The 18624-nt window shown below is 41.8% G+C and carries 23 protein-coding genes; 17 read left to right on the forward strand and 6 right to left on the reverse strand.

Annotation, left to right across the window (positions count from 1 at the left end; translation table 11 throughout):
* Window positions 1-13: 13 nt before the first annotated feature.
* The 7 genes from sdhB to A6M13_RS00750 all read left to right on the forward strand — a co-directional run bounded on the left by sdhB (window position 14) and on the right by A6M13_RS00750 (window position 6406).
* Window positions 14-793: a succinate dehydrogenase iron-sulfur subunit gene (gene sdhB / locus A6M13_RS00720; protein ID WP_066542196.1), complete on the forward strand. Its 780-nt coding sequence runs from the start codon at window positions 14-16 to the stop codon at window positions 791-793.
* Between the two features lie 232 nt (window positions 794-1025).
* The gene (locus A6M13_RS00725; protein ID WP_066542197.1) at window positions 1026-1481 is read left to right on the forward strand and encodes a MarR family winged helix-turn-helix transcriptional regulator; all 456 of its coding nucleotides are present in this window, start codon (window positions 1026-1028) and stop codon (window positions 1479-1481) included.
* Between the two features lie 11 nt (window positions 1482-1492).
* Complete coding sequence (gene racE, locus A6M13_RS00730) at window positions 1493-2296, forward strand: glutamate racemase (protein ID WP_066542198.1); 804 nt, start codon at window positions 1493-1495, stop codon at window positions 2294-2296.
* Window positions 2297-2416: 120 nt separating this feature from the next.
* The gene (gene rph / locus A6M13_RS00735; protein ID WP_066542199.1) at window positions 2417-3160 is read left to right on the forward strand and encodes a ribonuclease PH; all 744 of its coding nucleotides are present in this window, start codon (window positions 2417-2419) and stop codon (window positions 3158-3160) included.
* A gap of 13 nt (window positions 3161-3173) precedes the next feature.
* Window positions 3174-3770 (forward strand): XTP/dITP diphosphatase, encoded by a 597-nt coding sequence (locus A6M13_RS00740; protein WP_066542200.1) that lies wholly within the window; start codon window positions 3174-3176, stop codon window positions 3768-3770.
* A 16-nt stretch (window positions 3771-3786) separates the two neighbouring features.
* Entirely contained in the window at window positions 3787-4302 is a 516-nt protein-coding gene (locus A6M13_RS00745) for a metallophosphoesterase (protein WP_066542201.1), read from the forward strand.
* A 649-nt stretch (window positions 4303-4951) separates the two neighbouring features.
* Window positions 4952-6406, forward strand: a complete 1455-nt coding sequence (locus A6M13_RS00750) for a zinc-ribbon domain-containing protein (RefSeq protein ID WP_169817402.1) — start codon at window positions 4952-4954, stop codon at window positions 6404-6406.
* A 91-nt stretch (window positions 6407-6497) separates the two neighbouring features.
* Here A6M13_RS00750 and A6M13_RS00755 read toward each other — a convergent pair whose 3' ends face one another.
* Window positions 6498-7304: an S-layer homology domain-containing protein gene (locus tag A6M13_RS00755; RefSeq protein ID WP_066542203.1), complete on the reverse strand. Its 807-nt coding sequence runs from the start codon at window positions 7302-7304 to the stop codon at window positions 6498-6500.
* Window positions 7305-7489: 185 nt separating this feature from the next.
* Here A6M13_RS00755 and A6M13_RS00760 point away from each other — a divergent pair, with 185 nt between their 5' ends.
* Window positions 7490-7732, forward strand: coding sequence for a hypothetical protein (locus A6M13_RS00760; RefSeq protein ID WP_066542204.1), 243 nt, complete (start codon window positions 7490-7492; stop codon window positions 7730-7732).
* Window positions 7733-7782: 50 nt separating this feature from the next.
* On the opposite strand, the gene A6M13_RS16190 is transcribed toward A6M13_RS00760, so the two are convergent.
* From A6M13_RS16190 to A6M13_RS16195, 4 genes are all read right to left on the reverse strand, one after another.
* On the reverse strand, window positions 7783-7950 hold the full coding sequence (locus tag A6M13_RS16190; RefSeq protein ID WP_169817403.1) for a hypothetical protein: 168 nt from the start codon (window positions 7948-7950) through the stop codon (window positions 7783-7785).
* Window positions 7951-7987: 37 nt separating this feature from the next.
* The gene (locus A6M13_RS15930) at window positions 7988-8275 is read right to left on the reverse strand and encodes an HNH endonuclease (RefSeq protein ID WP_083998134.1); all 288 of its coding nucleotides are present in this window, start codon (window positions 8273-8275) and stop codon (window positions 7988-7990) included.
* Window positions 8276-8398: 123 nt separating this feature from the next.
* Entirely contained in the window at window positions 8399-8656 is a 258-nt protein-coding gene (locus A6M13_RS15935) for a hypothetical protein (protein WP_083998136.1), read from the reverse strand.
* Window positions 8656-8820 (reverse strand): hypothetical protein, encoded by a 165-nt coding sequence (locus A6M13_RS16195; RefSeq protein WP_169817404.1) that lies wholly within the window; start codon window positions 8818-8820, stop codon window positions 8656-8658. Before A6M13_RS16195 ends, A6M13_RS15935 begins: the two co-directional genes overlap by 1 nt.
* 129 nt (window positions 8821-8949) lie before the next feature.
* On the opposite strand from A6M13_RS16195, the gene A6M13_RS00770 reads away from it, so the two are divergent.
* Both A6M13_RS00770 and A6M13_RS00775 read left to right on the forward strand, forming a co-directional pair.
* A complete protein-coding gene (locus A6M13_RS00770; RefSeq protein WP_066542205.1) occupies window positions 8950-10386 on the forward strand; it encodes a protein adenylyltransferase SelO in 1437 nt (478 codons plus the stop codon).
* A 111-nt stretch (window positions 10387-10497) separates the two neighbouring features.
* Window positions 10498-10944 carry a macro domain-containing protein gene (locus A6M13_RS00775; RefSeq protein WP_066542206.1) on the forward strand — a complete coding sequence of 149 codons (447 nt, stop codon included), beginning with the start codon at window positions 10498-10500 and terminating at the stop codon, window positions 10942-10944.
* A gap of 72 nt (window positions 10945-11016) precedes the next feature.
* Here A6M13_RS00775 and A6M13_RS00780 read toward each other — a convergent pair whose 3' ends face one another.
* On the reverse strand, window positions 11017-11748 hold the full coding sequence (locus A6M13_RS00780; protein WP_141680879.1) for an SDR family NAD(P)-dependent oxidoreductase: 732 nt from the start codon (window positions 11746-11748) through the stop codon (window positions 11017-11019).
* A gap of 297 nt (window positions 11749-12045) precedes the next feature.
* Between A6M13_RS00780 and abc-f the strand changes: the two genes are divergently transcribed.
* The 7 genes from abc-f (at window position 12046) to A6M13_RS00805 (ending at window position 18616) form a co-directional block, all read left to right on the forward strand.
* On the forward strand, window positions 12046-13662 hold the full coding sequence (gene abc-f / locus A6M13_RS00785; protein WP_066542208.1) for a ribosomal protection-like ABC-F family protein: 1617 nt from the start codon (window positions 12046-12048) through the stop codon (window positions 13660-13662).
* An 89-nt stretch (window positions 13663-13751) separates the two neighbouring features.
* Window positions 13752-15194, forward strand: a complete 1443-nt coding sequence (locus tag A6M13_RS00790) for a class I adenylate-forming enzyme family protein (protein WP_066542209.1) — start codon at window positions 13752-13754, stop codon at window positions 15192-15194.
* Between the two features lie 51 nt (window positions 15195-15245).
* Window positions 15246-15350, forward strand: coding sequence for a hypothetical protein (locus A6M13_RS16670; RefSeq protein ID WP_425393899.1), 105 nt, complete (start codon window positions 15246-15248; stop codon window positions 15348-15350).
* A 14-nt stretch (window positions 15351-15364) separates the two neighbouring features.
* Window positions 15365-15508: a desulfoferrodoxin gene (locus A6M13_RS15940; protein WP_141680881.1), complete on the forward strand. Its 144-nt coding sequence runs from the start codon at window positions 15365-15367 to the stop codon at window positions 15506-15508.
* Between the two features lie 12 nt (window positions 15509-15520).
* Entirely contained in the window at window positions 15521-17254 is a 1734-nt protein-coding gene (locus tag A6M13_RS00795; RefSeq protein WP_066542210.1) for a CoA transferase, read from the forward strand.
* Window positions 17251-17982, forward strand: a complete 732-nt coding sequence (locus A6M13_RS00800; protein ID WP_066542211.1) for an enoyl-CoA hydratase/isomerase family protein — start codon at window positions 17251-17253, stop codon at window positions 17980-17982. The genes A6M13_RS00795 and A6M13_RS00800 overlap by 4 nt, the downstream gene beginning before the upstream one ends.
* Window position 17983: 1 nt before the next feature.
* A complete protein-coding gene (locus A6M13_RS00805; protein ID WP_066542212.1) occupies window positions 17984-18616 on the forward strand; it encodes an enoyl-CoA hydratase/isomerase family protein in 633 nt (210 codons plus the stop codon).
* Window positions 18617-18624 lie beyond the last annotated feature (8 nt).

Consider the following 18624-nt stretch of genomic DNA (forward strand, 5'->3'; position numbering starts at 1 on the left):
GGGGAAATAAATCATGGCAACAGAAGCAAATACTGGGCGTATTATTGATGTAGAAATTTTACGTCAAGACACGGAGAACGGCCCTACTCGTTGGGAAAAATTCAAAGTGCCATACCGCCACGGGATGAACGTAATCTCTTTATTAATGGAGATTCAAAAAAATCCTGTAACAGCTGATGGTAAAAGTACAACACCAATTACTTGGGATATGAACTGTCTTGAGGAAGTATGTGGTGCATGTTCTATGGTTATCAACGGCCGTCCACAACAATCTTGTTCGGCATTAATTGACCGTTTAGAAACACCAATTCGTTTAGAACCTATGGCAACATTCCCGGTTATTCGTGACTTACAAGTTGACCGTAGCCGTATGTTCAACGCACTTAAGAAAGTGAAAGCTTGGGTACCAATCGATGGTACTTACGATTTAAGCGAAGGTCCACGTATGCCAGAGCGCAAACGTCAATGGGCTTACGAATTAGCGAAATGTATGACTTGTGGTGTATGTATGGAAGCATGTCCAAACGTATCTGAAAAGTCTTCATTCATCGGTCCAGCACCACTTTCTCAAGTTCGTTTATTCAACACACACCCAACAGGTGCAATGAATAAAGACGAGCGTTTAGCAGAAATTATGGGTGACGGTGGTTTAGCTAACTGTGGTAACTCTCAAAACTGTGTAGCGGCATGTCCAAAAGGTATTCCGTTAACAACTTCTATCGCTTCACTTAACCGTGCAGCATCAGTTCAAATGTTCAAGAACTTCTTCGGTTCTGACCACATGGTAGACTAATAGAAATGTTTGAACAGCCTCACTCCTCGGAGTGGGGCTGTTTTTTCATATAATTATTTATGTGTGCGAACAAAATCGCATGACAGAACGTCTGTATACATGGTGGACGAACAATATTTGTGACGAAAACGATTGATAATACAAACAACTCGCCTTTTATCCTCTTGCTATTTGTGCAAAAAAGCGACAAAATAGATGTATGGAATTGCTAGACAAGAGGAGTGTTTGTGGTATGTCAAAAGAACCTGAATTTCAACATGATACTGAAACAATTGCGTTGCTTGAAAAAGAGCTTCGTTATATTTCAGCACTCATTAAACAAAAAGGGCGAGAAATTTTAAGCAACTATACAATTACTCCGCCGCAATTCATCGCGCTTCAATGGCTTCATGAATTAGGCGATATGACCATTGGTGAACTATCAAATAAAATGTACTTAGCATTTTCAACGACAACGGATTTAGTTGATCGTATGGAACGCAATGAGCTTGTACAACGTGTGCGTGATGAGCACGATCGTCGTGTTGTACGCATTCACTTATTGCCAGAAGGCGCACGTGTGATTCAAGAAGTAATTGAAAAGCGACAAGATTATTTACGTGATGTATTCACACAATTTAACGAAGAAGAAACGATTGTCTTTTCATCATTACTTCAACGTTTACATTTAGAAATGAAAAAGGATTGAGGCGGTAAATCGTGAATGCTCCGATTGGCGTTATTGACTCAGGTGTAGGTGGATTAACAGTTGCTAAACAAATTATGAAGCTACTACCGGAAGAAACTATTTATTACATTGGCGATACAGCGAGATGTCCATATGGGCCTCGTTCAAAAAAAGAAGTACGTGAATTCACATGGCAAATGGCAGAGGCACTGCGTGATATGGGTGTGAAGATGTTGGTGATTGCGTGCAATACAGCAACAGCCGTTTCACTCGATTCGCTGCAAAAGCATATGCCGTTTCCAGTGCTCGGTGTTATTAATGCCGGTGCACGTGCAGCCATTAAAAAAACAAAAACACATGAAATTGTTGTATTAGCAACAGAGGGTACAGTAAAAAGTGGTGCGTATGAAGAGGCTGTTTTATCACTCAGCACATCATCACATGTTATTCCACTTGCTTGCCCGACATTTGTGCCACTTGTAGAATCAGGTGAGTATCGCAGTGATTTTGCAACGCAATTAATTGCGGAAGGGTTAGAGCCTTTAAAAGAGGAACGTTTTGATACGGTGATCTTAGGTTGTACACACTATCCAATTTTACAAAAGCATATTGAAGCTGCAGTTGGACCAGGTGTAACGGTGTTATCTTCAGCAGAAGAAACAGCGTATGATGTTGACCATTATTTAACGTATAATCATCAACTAGCAGTGAATCAAAATCCACAGCATAAGTTTTTTGCTACGGGGTCTGTGCCGATTTTCCGTTCGATTGCGGAAGACTGGTTAGAGCTTGGTGAGCTACATATCGAAAAAATTCAATTGCCATCTAAAAAATAGTGGCATCTCTCACAGCATCTTCGAAGAAATTTCAAGATGCTCTTTTTGTTTAGAGTGCTCATTTTTCGTGAAAATATGATAAGATGGGTAACGCAAATGCGCTTTAGGAGGAAATTATACGTGACAAGACATGATGGACGAGCTGTGGCAGAGTTACGCCCAGTTCAGATGGATACAAACTATTTAATGCACCCAGAAGGTTCTGTATTAATTACAGTTGGGAATACAAAGGTAATTTGTACAGCGACGATTGAAGATAAAGTACCGGGCTTTTTACGCGGTCAAGGAAAAGGTTGGATTACAGCAGAATATTCAATGCTACCACGTGCAACAGAATCACGCACACGTCGTGAAGCGTCAGCAGGAAAAGTAAGCGGTCGCACGATGGAAATTCAACGTTTAATCGGCCGTGCATTACGTGCTGTTGTAGACTTAGAAGCATTAGGTGAGCGCACAATTTGGATTGACTGTGATGTCATTCAAGCAGATGGCGGTACACGTACAGCTTCTATTACAGGTGCGTTTGTTGCGATGACACAAGCAATCGCAAAATTCGCTGATATGAAAGAATTACCGAAATTCCCTGTAACAGATTATTTAGCAGCGACAAGCGTTGGTATGATTGACGAGATTGGCGCTGTACTTGATTTAAACTATGTAGAAGACGTAGATGCAGCGGTTGATATGAACATCGTTATGACGGGTGCTGGACGCTTTGTAGAGCTTCAAGGAACAGGTGAGGAAGCAACATTCTCACGTCAAGAACTAAACGACTTATTAGCACTAGGCGAGCAAGGTGTAGCGGCATTAGTCGAGCTACAAAAAGAAGCGCTAGGTGACATCGCATTACGCGTAGGGAAATAAGGAGGCAGCAGCTATGAAGCAAGTAGTAATCGCAACGAAAAACAAAGGCAAGGCAAAGGACTTTGAAGCATTATTCAATCCGTTTGGCATTGAAGTTGTAACAATGTTCGATGTTGCGCCTGATATGGAAATTGACGAAACAGGCACAACGTTTGAAGAAAACGCGATTTTAAAGGCGGAGACACTCGCAAATACATTAAATACACTTGTCATTGCAGATGACAGTGGCTTAATGGTTGATGCATTAAACGGGGAACCTGGTGTATATTCTGCGCGTTATGCAGGAGATCACGACGATGAGGCGAATATAGTAAAGGTACTGGAAAAACTGCAAGGCGTGCCAACAGAAGAACGTACAGCGCGCTTTATGTGTGCATTAGCGATTGCAGGACCAGGCATGGAGACACAAACGGTATTCGGTACATGTGAAGGTGTAATTTTAGAACAAAAACGCGGCACAAATGGCTTCGGCTATGACCCTGTGTTTTATGTTCCACAATTAGACCGTGCAATGGCAGAGCTAGAGCCAAGCGAAAAAGCAGCGATTTCACATCGTGGTAATGCCATTCGCAAACTAGCAGACGTTTTACCAACATTATTACAACAATAAGAAGGAGCGTGGTTATATGCGTTTACTCGTTTTAAGTGACACACATGGAAATGCTGACATTATCGAACAGGTGAAGAAAATGCACTCGGTGGATTATCAATTTCATTGCGGTGATAGCGAGTTACCGTATGACCACGATGCTTTTTTATATGTGCATCGGGTGCGTGGTAACTGCGATACCGATACACGTTTTCCAGAAGAAAAGCTTGCACAATGTGGCGATAAAAAGGTGTTAATGGTGCACGGACATTTACATAATGTGAAGTCCTCCTTAATGACACTGCACTATAAAGCGCAAGAAGTCGGTGCTGATATTGTATTATTCGGTCATTCGCATTTATACGGTGCAGAGATGATTGATAATGTCTTATTTGTCAATCCAGGCAGCTTAGTTGCCCCACGTGGCGGTAAAGCAAAATCATACGCACTTATTGAAATTGAATCGTCTTCTGAATACAAGGTCAGCTTCATTAGTGAAACCGGAGATATTATATCAAGCCATTTATTTTCAATGAAAAAGCAAACACAATAAACGTATGAATACGTTGGTAAAAGCGCATAGAACGAAGATATGCGCTTTTTCTAATTGTTATAGAAAAAAAGTAAAAACAGCAATATTTTTTTCCTGAATACTGTTGACTTCTACCTATTCGTACCATATAATAATAATTGTCTTTCGTAATAGAGAGTACATGTCTCAGTAGCTCAGCTGGATAGAGCACCGCCCTTTAAGTAATAGGAGCCTTTATACGGAAAAGTAACGTATAAAGTGGACGACACCGTATCGGTGAAACCTTAACAGATAATGCTGATGGCAATACCGAGGAAACGAGATGATTGGAATGGCGCAAGCAGGTACAATCATTGTAGCAAAGTAATTTGCGAGAGGTTCCGTAGAGACTAAACGTGTCGCACCTGAAATGGTGAAGTTATAGTCCAGACTAACAAATTATACAAATATGTATAAGCAGTGAAAACTGTAGTAGTAAGCTAAGGCGTTGGCCGTGGGTTCGAATCCCTCCTGGGACGTACATAAAAGCACATCACACTATTTTTTATAAAATAGCGTGGTGTGCTTTTTTATTTTTCGGTATAAATATTGTGAGAAAAAGAGTTTGATTTTCATGTTCTTTGGAAAAAGTAAGAATATACGTTCTTTTTTAGGTGGTGTAACTATGTACATGAAACATACAGTTGTTCATCGCTTCGTTGTAGGACAGCCAGTAATGAAAGAGAATGGTGAGTGTGGAGAAAAGTACGGACCGTTTGTAACGTCAATGGAAGCAGCGAAAGCACTAAATATTAAACAAGTAGGAAAGGTAAATGAAGTTTTAAAGGGGAATAGAAAATCTGTGCAAGGGTATACATTTTCGTATGACGGAGAAGCAGTTTATGAATTTACTATACCGCGTGTAACTAATCGTGATGTGCGTGCTAAAAAGCATACAAAAGAGACATTACAGCGGAATTTACGAGAGAATGGATTTAACGTTATTTCGATTGATACAGTAAATGGTACGGCAACACGTGTAACTGTTGCATGCTGTCGTCTCAATTGTGAAAATGTTTGTGAGCGAACGTATAAAGATTTTATGTCGGATTTTGCATTGCCTCTATGTACGGTTTGCATGTGTATTTTTCAGAAATATGAGCGTGAACAACATAAAACAAAGTGGTTGTTTGAAGTGAGACCTGAGTTAGAGGTACATTATAATCCGGAGTATAATGATAATGTTTTATTTAAAGAAGTACGAAAGGGCAGTAAGAAAAAAATCTTTCTTAGCTGTTTAGACTGTCATTATATTCAAACGATTGAAGACGCAACAACGCCAAATAAATATACGACCTTAAAAAGAAACGGTCATTTTTATGCATCGTTTACATGTACTCGGTGCAACTCCCTTTCAACAAAGTTTCCACATATCGCAGCGGAATGGGATGAAGCAAAAAATGGTGCTTTACCTCAATTTATAAGTTTTGCTTCTAACAGAGAGTACTGGTGGAAATGTAAAAAGGGTCATAGTTGGAAAAGTTCGATTGATGCAAGGACGGCATTTAACAGCCGCTGCTTACGATGCTTTTTGAACGAACGTGAATCTTTTGCAGGAAAATTAATGAAAGAAGTAATTTTTGAGCTTTTTCAAAATGAAAAAGTAAGTGTAGAGGCACTCGTGCCAGAAACGAGTTTTCGTAATGACTGTGTGGTTGAGTTCCGCTCAGGGCAACGCTTAGTTTTTGAAATGCAAGGGAGCTATTGGCACTATACGGAAAGAAAATTAATGGTAATTGGAAATAATGTTGTGCATAAAGATAATGAAAAGTTTCGGGCTAATCGCGCTACAGGTGACTTAGTGTTCTTAGTAAACGAATATGATTTGAATTACGGAAATATTGAGATGAATAAGGAGATTATGACATCTGTTATAAAACATATATGGCAATATACCTTGAACAACAAATTTAAAGTTGGGTGTGACATTCTTTATAACAAAATGAAATGTGAATATACAGTTAAAAGGAAGAAAGCATTTTACATTACACATTTTAATGAAAGTAATATGGTTAGTTTAGTGGAACATTTGAATGATATTACGCTTCAATATGTAAAATTTCAGCAGACATATAACGTTTATTAATAATGTATTTGTATAAATTTAATATACATTTTGAGTATATAAACCCCCATCGAACCGCTGTGTTTTAGCGATTGGATGGGGGTTGTTATTTTTATTTCTCACATGCCCAATTATCTTTATCACGGTCATGTTTTGTATCGTAAGCAGGGTGTCCCTTTTGTACGCCAGATGGGTAATATTCGCGTAAGGCTGTACAGTTTTTGAAGCCTGTTGGTGCGCCTGGAATAACGTATGTACCACTGTTAATATCGCCTGTTGGTTTCGTTGGAGCAGGTGCTGGTTTTGTTGGTGCTGGTGTTGGAGAAATTGGTGCTATGCCTTTTGTATATTTCACGGTGCGTGCTAAAAATGCTACGATATGTGCGCGTGTTAAGTTATTTTGAGGTTTGAATGTGCCATCTTCATAACCAGTTGTAATGTTAGCTGCTGCTAATTCACTTACTGCTACATATGCTGTGTGGTTCACAGGTACATCCTTAAATGTTTTTGTCCCAGTAGGTAAATCGAATGCTCGTGAAATGAATGCTGCCATATGACCACGCGTTACTTTAGCGTTCGGTCTGAATGTGCCATCCTCATAACCATTAATAATCCCTAAATCTTTAGCTGCTTGAATATAGCCAGAATTTTTATTTGTCTTCTTGACGTCAGAAAAATCTGTATCGACAGGTGTGCTGTTTAGCCCTTTTGCTTTGGCAATCATAATGGCTACTTCCTCACGCGTCACAATTTCTTTTACGCCAAAAGCAGCGCTGTCTTCAATGATACCATTATTCAGTAAGTACATGATATCTTCGTAGTTTGAGTGAGTCTTCGGTACATCGTTAAATGCAAATGTAGGTGTAACTAATGTGAAACTGATAAGACAAATTACTGCTAGTGAAAAGATTTTCTTCATAATTACCACTCCTTTTGATTCTATATTACCATATAGGGGATAATTTTTGTGTAATAAGTTTTGAATAATTGTAAAAATTTATATATACCTAATTGTTAAGTTTGTACATAAAATGTTGGAAATGTACGCATATATTAGGATTCTCTATCTTGTATAATATAGGAAAAGAGAGAGGTGTTTTTTAGATGAAAATTCAACAATTAGACGGTGCACGTTTAGCAGAGGCATTACTACGTGTCCCATTAATTTCATGTGAGTTAAACCACGATACTGTAGCTGAAACAGCAACAGATTTTATCGCAGGTGATGGTACGAATAACGAAGCGGCATTTATTAGAGACTTATTCGCGCTTGATACAGACACTGTGATTGAAAAATGGTACGGTGGCGACGAAGCAGCGCGTGAATTAATCGAGAAAATTAAATAAGTATATGAAAAATCCCTACTTCTTTTAGCAGAAGCGGGATTTTTTGAGCGTTAAAATAATTTTTTGAGTGTGCGTTTTAACGAAGGTTTTCGTTTTTTCTTGAGCGGAGATTTTGGTTTTTTGATTTTCAGCGGTTTGATGCCAGTCGTTTCAGCTAGCGCTTTTTTTGCTTGTTTTTTGAGCTGGCGTTTCTTTTTACTTATTATTTTTTTCAGCATGATGATTCCCTCCAGATATTTGTGTATATATATTGTATTAAATAATGCCGTAAAAACTTTCTAGTAGCTTCGTATTAACAGAAATGCCGTATTTAGGATAAAGTGCTGCACGTTGGTTGAATAATGTTTTGAGCATTTCAGCTTTTACATCGGCGGTTGCATAATGAATCTTGCGGTGACATGTCGGGCAAAGTGTGACGATGTTGTCAGCAAAATCAATTGTATATTCAAAATAATCTTGTGCCGCCATTGGGATTAAATGATGACCTTCAATATAAGGTTTAAGAGAGCCTTCTACTAAAAAAGTTGTATGGTTGTCATCCATTTCACATGTGTAGTGTGTACGAGCTTTTGCGGCACTGTATTCATTTTTATTACGAGGGTAACGACTGCCTGCGCTTTCTTGTAGTTTCTTTGGCTTTTTTGTCGGGCTTTCGATTAAGATGTCTTAATTAATGGATTGCTCATACACTGTATCATGTTGTTTTGCATCGATTTCTGGAATATCATCCTCTAATGTATGTAGGTGTGTGACGTATGAGCGGTAACAGCCAAAAGCCGCACTGGGGAAATGGTTTTCATCTTTATTGTATTGCTGGAATCCGTCAAGTACCGTTAGTCGTTCTAATTGCTTAACAGCGTGAAAGGTATGAAGTGACGGGACGTCTTGCTCGAAATGTTCCTCATATAAAATGATAAAGCGCATTAAATAGCGCGCATAGGCGGAAGCTTTGCCACTTTTTTTGAAGCTTTACCGTTTGCTTTCGTTAGCATATCCGCATATGATACAAATTTTTCGTAAAAATCTTTATGTTTTTCCTTCGTTTCTTGAAAGATGGGAAGCTGTGCATCAATTTTTCTAAAAGGCATTATATGTATCTCCTTTTACAATATTTTCATTATCATACCATGTTAACTTGTTTTATTGAAATAGTGAAACCCTCTCCCTCGCCACACTTTCTAATTCCTTGTATAGTAAAGACAGAAAGGGTGATTGACATGACTTCATGGAAGTTAGCACAAACATATAAAGAGTTGCCGACGATGTTTTATGCGGAGGTAGCGTTAAATAAAGTGGAAGCACCACAGCTTGTGTTATTAAATGGGCAGTTAGCGCAGGAGTTGGCGTTAGATGTTGAGGAATTAAAATCGCAAGTAGATGTGCTAGCAGGGAATGAGATGCCAGCAGGGGCGTCACAAATTGCCCAGGCATATGCGGGGCATCAGTTTGGTCATTTCAATATGCTTGGTGATGGGCGCGCATTATTAATTGGTGAACAACAAACGGCGTATGGACTGCGTGATATTCAACTAAAAGGAGCTGGAGAAACACCATTTTCTCGTGGAGGCGATGGTCGTGCAGCACTTGGTCCAATGTTGCGTGAATTTATTATTAGTGAAGCGATGTATGCACTGCGTATTCCGACAACACGTAGCTTAGCGGTAACGGTGACAGGAGAACCAGTTTTTCGTGAAACAGCACTTCCAGGCGCGGTGCTAACACGCGTCGCAGACAGTCATTTACGTGTTGGGACATTCCAGTATGCGCGTCAATTTGGTGATGTGGCACATTTAGAGGCGTTAGCAGATTATGCGATTGCGCGTCATGATGCAGATTTAGTTGATGCACCGAATAAATATGCTCAGTTTTTACAGCGTGTCATTCAGCGCCAAGCAAAATTAGTCGCGCAGTGGCAGGCAGTTGGTTTTGTTCATGGCGTCATGAATACTGATAATATGACGATTAGCGGTGAAACGATTGATTACGGACCATGTGCCTTTTTAGATACGTATCATCCTGAAATTGTGTTTAGCTCGATTGACCGTAATGGCCGATATGCATTTGGCAAACAGCCACAAATGGCAGGGTGGAATGTCGCGCGTTTAGCAGAAAGTGTATTACCGCTTCTTGCTGAAGATGAGGAGCAGGCAGCACATATTGCACAGCAGGCATTAAATACATTCCCACAACATTTCAATGAAGAGTGGCTGAACTTGATGGGCGAAAAGCTTGGCATTTTACATGTGTCGTCAGCAGACGGGGCACTTGTGAAAGAATTATTAGAGCTCATGACGCAGTTTGAAGCGGATTATACATCAACATTCCGTGCGTTAGCAGAAGGCGATTACCCTGAGACGCCTTTATTTGAAGCGGGTGAATTTTTCGATTGGGAAATGAAATGGCAACAGCGTTTACGCCAAGAGGAGCGTTCATTTGCGGATGTACAAGCGCAAATGCAGGCGGTGAACCCGATTGTCATTCCGCGTAATCATCTTGTCGAAGAAGCGTTAGAAGCGGCGGAAATGGGCAATCTGGCGCTTGTGCAAACATTGCTCGAAGTGTTACGTGACCCGTATGCACTCGCACCACAGCATGCGCGTTATGCACAAGGGCCAGAAGATGATAAGCCGTTTGTGACGTATTGCGGAACATAAAACGTGTAAAAAGGTATCGACATTCGTCGGTATCTTTTTTTGCATGTGTATTGGAAAGTCGCACGTAATTGCTTTACACTGATTATAAGACGTAAACGGAGGGGATTTTCTATGCCTTATGAAATCATTGATGTACCGATTGAATCGCTAAATGTAGAAGCTGTTGTAAATCCAACGAATGTTGTGATGCAGTTTACAGATGGGGTAAGTGCCCGTATTGCCGAGCATGCAGGTCCAGCGTTACAGCAAGATTGTACGAAGTTAGCGCCACTGCATGCGGATGAAATTTTAGTGACGCAAGGGTATCGTTTACATGTGAAATGGATTTTTCATGTCGTGACACCTGAATGGATAGAACACGGAGAGGAAGCGATTTCTCTTTGTTATGCACGTGTGTTACAAGATGCGGTGACTCAGCGCATCCAGTCGATTGCTGTGCCGGTATTTTGCAGTGAACAAGCAGGTTTTCCAGCTGAGCGCAGTGTGCAATTAGCAGAAGAAGTGGTGCAACATTTTTTGAAGAGTCATCCTCAGTTAATTATTTTTATTGTGAAGTAAGTAGTTGAATCGATTTCTATATAAGAGGTACGAGAAATATTAGTGTTTCTCGTACCTTTTTTGCAGCAAATGTTACTGCTCATATATCATTTTCTTCGTCATACCGCCGTCGATTGTGATGTTTTGTCCAGTAATAAAATTATTGCGGACATCACTTAAGAACAAGCACATATTTGCAATATCTTCGACTGTGCCGACGCGGCGCGAGAAATGCTGTTGATGGTCGATGTCTCGTAAATTTGCGTAGTCTGCTGTTTCAATCCAACCAGGAGAAATGCAGTTTACGGTAATACGATAATCGGCAAACGAGGCAGCAAGTGCATGCGTAAGTGCAACGATTGCTCCCTTTGACGCAGCGTAGCTTTCAGAATGTGGCTCAGACATAAAGGCGCGGGTGGATGCCATTGAAATGATCGCACCGCCTGTAGCTTTCATATATTTAGCAGCTTCACGCGAGCATGCAAACACACTGCGCGCATTCGTTTGAAAAACGGTATCAAATTGTTCAATCGGTAGCGTAAGTGGGTCATGCCATGTGCTAACTCCTGCATTGTTAATCAAGACATCAATTGTACCGAAGCGCTCGGCAATTTGTGCAAAAAGCTGTTCAATGGCGTCAGTATCGGTCACATCGAGCGTATAAAAGGAAGCATTAAACCCTTGTTGTGTAAGAGTACATAATGCTTGCGTCCCTTGTTGCTCGTTTATATCGGTCAAAATCACGTGGTGACCTGCTAGTGCAAATGCATGGGCAATGCCGTAGCCAATCCCTTGTGCTGCGCCAGTAATAACAATTGTTTTCATAAGCTTCACTCCTTTTCTTTAGTGTACGGCAATTGCAATTTATTGCAAAGCTGTTATACTAATGAGACTTTAATAGAAAGGAATGATGGGTGGACGATGATTAACTAATCTATTTTGTCACGTATTTGAAAAATTTTTCAGCAACGAACAAATAGGATTAGTATGCCCATTTTTTCTTTATCGGCTTTGTGTGCAATTTTTGGTTGCGCATATTTTCTAATCCTATCGCGATACGCGGTAGGATTTTTTTGTTGAACTAACGAATGGTGTGGCTAATCCAAACCGAGGTGAATATAAATGGAATGGATGAAAGCAAATGATGTAGCATTTAGCTACGATGAGGAAGCGTTATTACAGCATGTTTCGGTATCAATACAAGCAGGAGAAGTCATTGGCATTATCGGCAAAAATGGTGCAGGAAAGTCTACGTTGTTATCGTTATTAACCGGAGCGCTCCAACCGACAGCAGGGCAAATACAATGGTTTCAGAAGCAATCAGTCACAGAAGTAGCTCAGGAAGTAGCGCATGTAGAAACGACTGTATACACATCGATGCACCGAAAATGGCATGTGCCGGATATTGCGTACAGTGCAATGAGTGGCGGACAACAGTTAAAGTATCGACTTGTGAATGGCTTTTTAACACAAGCCTCGTTGCTATTGCTAGACGAGCCGACAAATCATTTAGACGAAGTATCGCTTAAGCGTTTAGTGAAGGAAATACGTTTATATAATAAAGGAAGCGTTATTATTGTGTCGCATGACCGTTACTTTTTAGATGAGGTGGCGACAAAAATATGGGCACTTGAAGATGGCACAGTATATGAACAAATAGGGAATTATAGTCATTATGAGCAAGTGCGGCGAAAGCGTCGTGAAACGCAACAGCGTGCATATCATAAGCAACAACAGAAAAAACAGCGTATTGAGCAAGAAATAGCACAGTTAACAGGGTGGTCTAACAGCGCACATCGCGATTCAACAAAGCAGGAAGGCGCAAAAGAATATTATCGTTTATCAGCAAAGCGGATGGATGCTCAAATTAAATCGAAACGACGTCGACTGGAAAAGGAGCTGGCAACAAGCGAAGTCACGGCTGTTGTGCCGGAGCATCGTGTACATTTTGAACTACGGCATACAGAACAAGGAGGGAAACGTTTATTTACATGGCAAGATGTTTCGAAAAAATATAACGACAAGACGATTTTAACAAATATCACCGGTCATATTTTACATGGGCAACGAATAGCACTTACTGGCATGAATGGGGCAGGAAAATCAACTTTCTTGCGGTTACTACTTCAACAAGAAGAACCGACAAGCGGAGAAGTTTGGCGTTCGCCATCTGTGACGGTCGGGTATTTATCACAGCAAGTGTTTGATTTAGATGATACGCAAACGCCTGCCCAGCTCTTTCAGCAACAAACATTCGAAGCACGTGGTATGGTTCAAACATTCATGCATCAGCTTGGATTTCATGCGGTACAGTGGCAGTCACCGATTTCGAAGATGAGTATGGGCGAACGTGTCAAACTAAAATTGATGCATTATATAGTAGCAGGGACAGATTGTTTAGTATTAGACGAGCCGACAAACCATTTAGACTTGCCATCACGTGAACAATTTGAAGAAACTTTGAATCAATATCGTGGCACGATTATTGTCGTATCACATGACCGTTATTTTCGAGAAAAAGTAACAACAGAAGCATGGGAAATTCGCCAACGCACAATTCATTATCCAACTGCTGCGCCGCAAGAAACGTCTCAAGCGCGTCAGTTAGCGTTAGAGACTGAGTTACAATATATTCTTGGGAAATTAAGTGTAATTTCGCGGAATGACGTACAATATGATGTGTTAGACCAGAAGTTTCAAGAGATCACACAGCAATTGAAACAGCTTCGTGCAAAATAATAATGACAAGGGGATGTCGATAATTTGCGACATCCCCTTCTTTGCACATCGGAAAAAGTTCGATATGATAGTACGTAGGGAGGTGTTGTATGAACGGTTTATTCGTAGTGACAATTCCAGCGAGCATTGCCCCTGAGCAGTTAGCAATAAAGGATGAACGGCACGCGTGGACATATGCAGCGTTATTAGAGCGCGCACAGCAATATGCAAGGCATTTGCAGCAAGTCGTTGCAGTAGGTGATACCGTTGCAATCTTGCTTACGAATAGCACACAATATATGGCGGCTATTTTAGGTTGCTGGGCAAGTGGCGTTATCGCGATGCCGATTAATAATCGTTCGTCGCAGCAAGAACTCGATGTGTTTTTACAGGACGCGCAGTATGTCATAACGGAGCAGCGTTATCGCGATTTTTCATTTGCTGTGCCAGCATTTGTAGTAGGGCAAGACCAGTTTCTTTCAGGGCAGTATGAGGAGCGCGAATATGAAGTTGCCTTTTATTTATATACAAGTGGTTCAAGTGGCACACCTAAAAAAGTCCGAATATTCCATGAAGTGTTGAGCGGCTATATTTTGAATCATCAAGACACGATAGATGGTACGGATAAAGGAGTATATTTGAATACCGTACCCCTTTTCCATATTACAGGTTTGACAGCAGTACTGAATGCACTCTTTGCAGGGCGTACAGTTATTATGCAAGAAGGCTTTCATGCACAAACATGGCTACAAACGATTCAGCAAGAGCATGTGACGCACACATTTGTTGTGCCGACGATGCTTTATGATCTACTGCAACATCCGCAACTAGAAACATGTTGCACGTCGCTTACACATATGACATATGGGGGCGCGCCGATGCCTGTGACATTAATTCGGCAGGCAATTGAGCGTTTGCCGCATATTGCGTTTTCCAATGCTTTTGGCTTAACAGAAACGACGGCAACGATTGCGGTATTAGCCCCGGAAGACCATCAGTTGCACATTGGAAATCGCGCGCAAAAAGAGCGCCGTTTAGCATCGGTTGGACGTGTGGTTGAAGATGTTATCATTCGTATTCGCCGCGGTGATACCATCTGTTTGCCAAACGAAGAAGGCATCATTGAAGTAGCAACAAGTCGGTTAAATCATTACGCGCATACATTGCCTACAGAATGGTTTGTGACACATGATGTTGGTTATGTCGATGAAGATGGGTATTTGTTTATAACGGGCCGTAGTAGTGATGTCATTGTGCGCGGTGGTGAGAACATTATGCCACAGTCAATTGAAGCGGTACTTCTACAGCATGAAGCGATTGAACAGGTGATTGTGTTTGGTGTAGAGGATGCGAGATGGGGACAGCGCGTTGCAGCGGCAATTATTTGTAACGATGATGTATGTGATGAGGCGTTACAAGCATATGTGAAAGGATACATGGCAAGCTTTCAAGTACCACAACAATGGATTCGTTTAACGGAGATGCCGTTAAATGCTACTGGCAAAATTGACCGACGACGTTTACAACAGCTTGCTTGTCAAACAGAAGAATAATCCGAAACGATCGAATGAAACACATAAAAATGAGGTGAATAACGCATGAAAATGGGCACAAAATTAGTATGTGAAACGTGTAAAAGTGAATTTATTGTCACGAAGGCAGGAGAGGCGACATTAACATGTTGCGGTCAGGCATTGACAAAAAAGTAAAGGGGGCATTGAGAATGGCAAATCAATTAGGCAAACGCTTTGAATGTCGCGTTTGTGGGACAGAAATTTTATGTACAAAAGCAGGAGAAGGCAGTGTCACATGTTGTAATCAGCCAATGGAGCTGAAAAAGCCAGCAGCATTGCCAACCGCAGATTAAAGAGGTGATCGGATGAATGAGTCACTACAGCATGTGCGCGTGCTTGAATTAACCCGTAGTGTAGCAGGTAGTTATGCAGGGGGATTATTGGCGATGAATGGTGCGACCGTTCATAAAATTGTCGCGTTGCCAGCGGATGCTAGCCCGTTTACGTGCGCGCAAAAAAAGCTGCATGAAACGGATGAGCTGATGACGATTTTGCTGCAACCTTTTGATGTTGTGTTGATGGATAGCGCGACAGATATGCATACGCAGCAGTTTGTAAAACGCGCACAGAAAACCGCGCTGCATTGCTTTTTACAAATCGGCAATGCGCTTGAAGCGACCGAAGAAATGCTACAGGCAGACCACGGTTGGGCGAGCTTAACCGGGAAGTCAGACGATGATGCACTCATTATTGGTGGTGCACCTGCATCGGTCGTTATTGGTGCACATACCGCGTTTTTAATTGGGGTTGCACTGTACGAAGAAATTCGTACACCATTAACCATCTATAGCGAAGAAATTCTTGTCAGTGCGTTAGAAGGAGCGGCAACACAGTATGTACATAAGCGCGCAGAACGTCGAAGAAATGGCAATCGACACCAAGGCTTAATTCCGATGTTTATTACAAAAGCACAGCAAGACTTTATTTTTATTGGCGCACCAACAGCGGAAAAGTGGGAGTTATTAGCGCGTTGGGCAGAGGTGGAAAATGACGCGTATAACACAGACGATGGTCGCGCTAAAAATCGACAAGTGATTGAACAACAATTGGCAGCATGGGCACGTCCACAACTCGCCGACGAGCTTTTTTTCGTCGGACAAGCATTTCGACTGCCGTTCGCGAAAGTGCAAACACCGGAGCAAGTACGAGCGTGTCCGCAACTGCAGGAGCGTGGTTATTTTAAACGGCGCATTCCGTGGAAAGAGCGTGTGTTAACGGTGCAAGCACCTGTCCATAAACCGATGCGCAAACTACGGATACTCGATTTAACGTCGATGTGGGCAGGACCTTATTGTAGTCGTTTATTTGCGGATTTAGGTGCAGAGGTTATCAAAATTGAAGCGCCTCATCGACCGGATGGCATTCGCAAAGAACAAGGGTCATTTGCGCCGTTTTTCCAAGAGCTGAACCGCAATAAAAAGGCGATTACGCTAAACTTACAGCAACAAGAGGATAAAGTGCAGTTTGAAGAGCTTGTACGCACAGCGGATATTTTAATTGAAAATTTCAGTCCGCGTGTGATGGAGAACTTTGGCTATACAGCTGCTGCGCTGCATGCAGTGAATCCATCGTTACATATTACGTCGTTATCGGCATTCGGGCAAACGGGTGACTATAAAGATTATGTCGGTTATGGTCCAACGCTTGAAGCAATGGGGGGGCTTGCTAGTATAACGGGCTACGGTGAAACACCGTGGCTTCCTGGGTTTTCGGTCAGTGACTTTGCGGCAGGTATTTTCGGAGCAGTGGCGACTATGTTTGCGTTGTACAGCGCAAAAACACGAGGTACGGTCAAACGCATTGATGTGTCGCAATATGAAGTGGCGGTGACGATGCTTGGTAATGCGTTATATGAGCGCGCCCCGAAACAGCGTTCATTAAGTGCCTCGTCTGTGAAAACTGTGTGTGGTCGATTAGTAGAAAACCGCACAAAACGAGGAGCCTTTTTTTATGAATGTGCGGAGCTTCCTGAAGAATTGCATGAAGCACCTACACTTGGCGCCCATAATACGCTGTATAAGCGAGGTGAAACAGTATGATACAACAACAAAAAACAGGTGCCTTGCTGACGATTACGTTAACGCAGCCGTTTTTAGATGTGACGATGATTGTCGCGCTGCGTGATATTGCCCAGCAAATTCAATATGACGAAACGATTTCGGTTGTGCACGTTCGTAGTGAAGCACCACGTTTTTGGCATAGTGTGGCGCATGACGAAACCGATATTGTTGATTATCAATTATCACGACAATTTAGTCGGTTATGCGAAGCATGGGTACGCATTCGCCAACCGATTGTCATGGACATTGAAGGCAAATGTGGTCACTACGGTTTAGCCTTTGCTTGCTTGGCGGATTTTCGTTTTATTCAACCACATACGGAGTTTTATAGTGAGGCATTGCAGCAAAAAGAAATACCGATTGGCGGTGTCACGAGACGATTAGCACAATTACTGGATTATAGTACAGCGATGCATTTGCTCGTTGGCGGTGCGACGTTAACAGCTGAGCAAGCAGTTGCAAGAGGTTTTGCATTGCTGTCAGCGAGTACACAAGAAACACAAGCCTTTTGCGAGCGTTTATGTGAGCAATCGGCGTTAGGGCTACAATATACGAAGGAAAGTATTGTACGCGGTGTTGATATGACATTTCATCAAGCACTGCAACATGAGATGGATTTATACATGCTTTTACAAACGTCCCATGACCGATTAGAAGGTGTAGAGGCATATTTACAAAAACGACCACCACAGTTTAAGGGGGAATAAGATGTCATTACAGCTCACGCGTGACGGAGCAGTACTACATATACAGTTAGACCGACCAGCGTCGCGTAATGCCATTGATGCACCGATGCGTGATGCGCTGTATGAAGCGTTTTTATATGTGCAGGACGATGCAACTATACATGCTGTTGTATTGAGTGGTAATGGAAAAGGGTTTTGTGCAGGGGCAGATTTGCAGGAGTTTAGTGATGAATTATCGGTGTTAAAGAAGCGGCGTATTCGTCAACAACATGATGTATGGGAGCTTATTCGTAGTTGTCCAAAGTTAACGATTGTGGCAATGCATGGGTTTGCGGTTGGCTCTGGTATTGAGCTTGCGATGTTATGTGATATTCGTTTTGCGACAGCGACAACGATATTTGCGTTGCCGGAAGTTTCAATTGGGATGATGCCAGCAGCAGGAGGCACGCAAAGCTTGCCGCGTGCAACATCGCTTGCAAAGGCACTTCATTTAGCATTAACGGCGGAGCGTTTTGATGCACAGCAAGCATATCGTTGGGGAATAATTCAAGAAGTTTGTGAAAATGTTGTGGAAGAAGCAATGTCATATGCGCATCGTGCGACGGCACACCCACAACATATACAGCTGGTGAAGCACCAGTTACTGCACCGATAAGGGGGAGA

Source organism: Caryophanon tenue, from assembly GCF_001700315.1.
In the GTDB taxonomy this organism is placed as follows: domain Bacteria; phylum Bacillota; class Bacilli; order Bacillales_A; family Planococcaceae; genus Caryophanon; species Caryophanon tenue.

Bases quoted from the DNA above. Each gene is read 5' to 3' on its own strand.
- sdhB (WP_066542196.1), top strand. From the start codon at position 14: ATGGCAACAGAAGCAAATACTGGGCGTATTATTGATGTAGAAATTTTA.
- A6M13_RS00725 (WP_066542197.1), top strand. From the start codon at position 1,026: ATGTCAAAAGAACCTGAATTTCAACATGATACTGAAACAATTGCGTTG.
- A6M13_RS00740 (WP_066542200.1), top strand. From the start codon at position 3,174: ATGAAGCAAGTAGTAATCGCAACGAAAAACAAAGGCAAGGCAAAGGAC.
- A6M13_RS00745 (WP_066542201.1), top strand. From the start codon at position 3,787: ATGCGTTTACTCGTTTTAAGTGACACACATGGAAATGCTGACATTATC.
- A6M13_RS00750 (WP_169817402.1), top strand. From the start codon at position 4,952: ATGAAACATACAGTTGTTCATCGCTTCGTTGTAGGACAGCCAGTAATG.
- A6M13_RS00755 (WP_066542203.1), bottom strand. From the start codon at position 7,304: ATGAAGAAAATCTTTTCACTAGCAGTAATTTGTCTTATCAGTTTCACA.
- A6M13_RS00760 (WP_066542204.1), top strand. From the start codon at position 7,490: ATGAAAATTCAACAATTAGACGGTGCACGTTTAGCAGAGGCATTACTA.
- A6M13_RS16190 (WP_169817403.1), bottom strand. From the start codon at position 7,950: ATGCTGAAAAAAATAATAAGTAAAAAGAAACGCCAGCTCAAAAAACAA.
- A6M13_RS15930 (WP_083998134.1), bottom strand. From the start codon at position 8,275: ATGGATGACAACCATACAACTTTTTTAGTAGAAGGCTCTCTTAAACCT.
- A6M13_RS15935 (WP_083998136.1), bottom strand. From the start codon at position 8,656: ATGCGCTTTATCATTTTATATGAGGAACATTTCGAGCAAGACGTCCCG.
- A6M13_RS16195 (WP_169817404.1), bottom strand. From the start codon at position 8,820: ATGCCTTTTAGAAAAATTGATGCACAGCTTCCCATCTTTCAAGAAACG.
- A6M13_RS00770 (WP_066542205.1), top strand. From the start codon at position 8,950: ATGACTTCATGGAAGTTAGCACAAACATATAAAGAGTTGCCGACGATG.
- A6M13_RS00775 (WP_066542206.1), top strand. From the start codon at position 10,498: ATGCCTTATGAAATCATTGATGTACCGATTGAATCGCTAAATGTAGAA.
- A6M13_RS00780 (WP_141680879.1), bottom strand. From the start codon at position 11,748: ATGAAAACAATTGTTATTACTGGCGCAGCACAAGGGATTGGCTACGGC.
- abc-f (WP_066542208.1), top strand. From the start codon at position 12,046: ATGGAATGGATGAAAGCAAATGATGTAGCATTTAGCTACGATGAGGAA.
- A6M13_RS00790 (WP_066542209.1), top strand. From the start codon at position 13,752: ATGAACGGTTTATTCGTAGTGACAATTCCAGCGAGCATTGCCCCTGAG.
- A6M13_RS16670 (WP_425393899.1), top strand. From the start codon at position 15,246: ATGGGCACAAAATTAGTATGTGAAACGTGTAAAAGTGAATTTATTGTC.
- A6M13_RS15940 (WP_141680881.1), top strand. From the start codon at position 15,365: ATGGCAAATCAATTAGGCAAACGCTTTGAATGTCGCGTTTGTGGGACA.
- A6M13_RS00795 (WP_066542210.1), top strand. From the start codon at position 15,521: ATGAATGAGTCACTACAGCATGTGCGCGTGCTTGAATTAACCCGTAGT.
- A6M13_RS00800 (WP_066542211.1), top strand. From the start codon at position 17,251: ATGATACAACAACAAAAAACAGGTGCCTTGCTGACGATTACGTTAACG.
- A6M13_RS00805 (WP_066542212.1), top strand. From the start codon at position 17,984: ATGTCATTACAGCTCACGCGTGACGGAGCAGTACTACATATACAGTTA.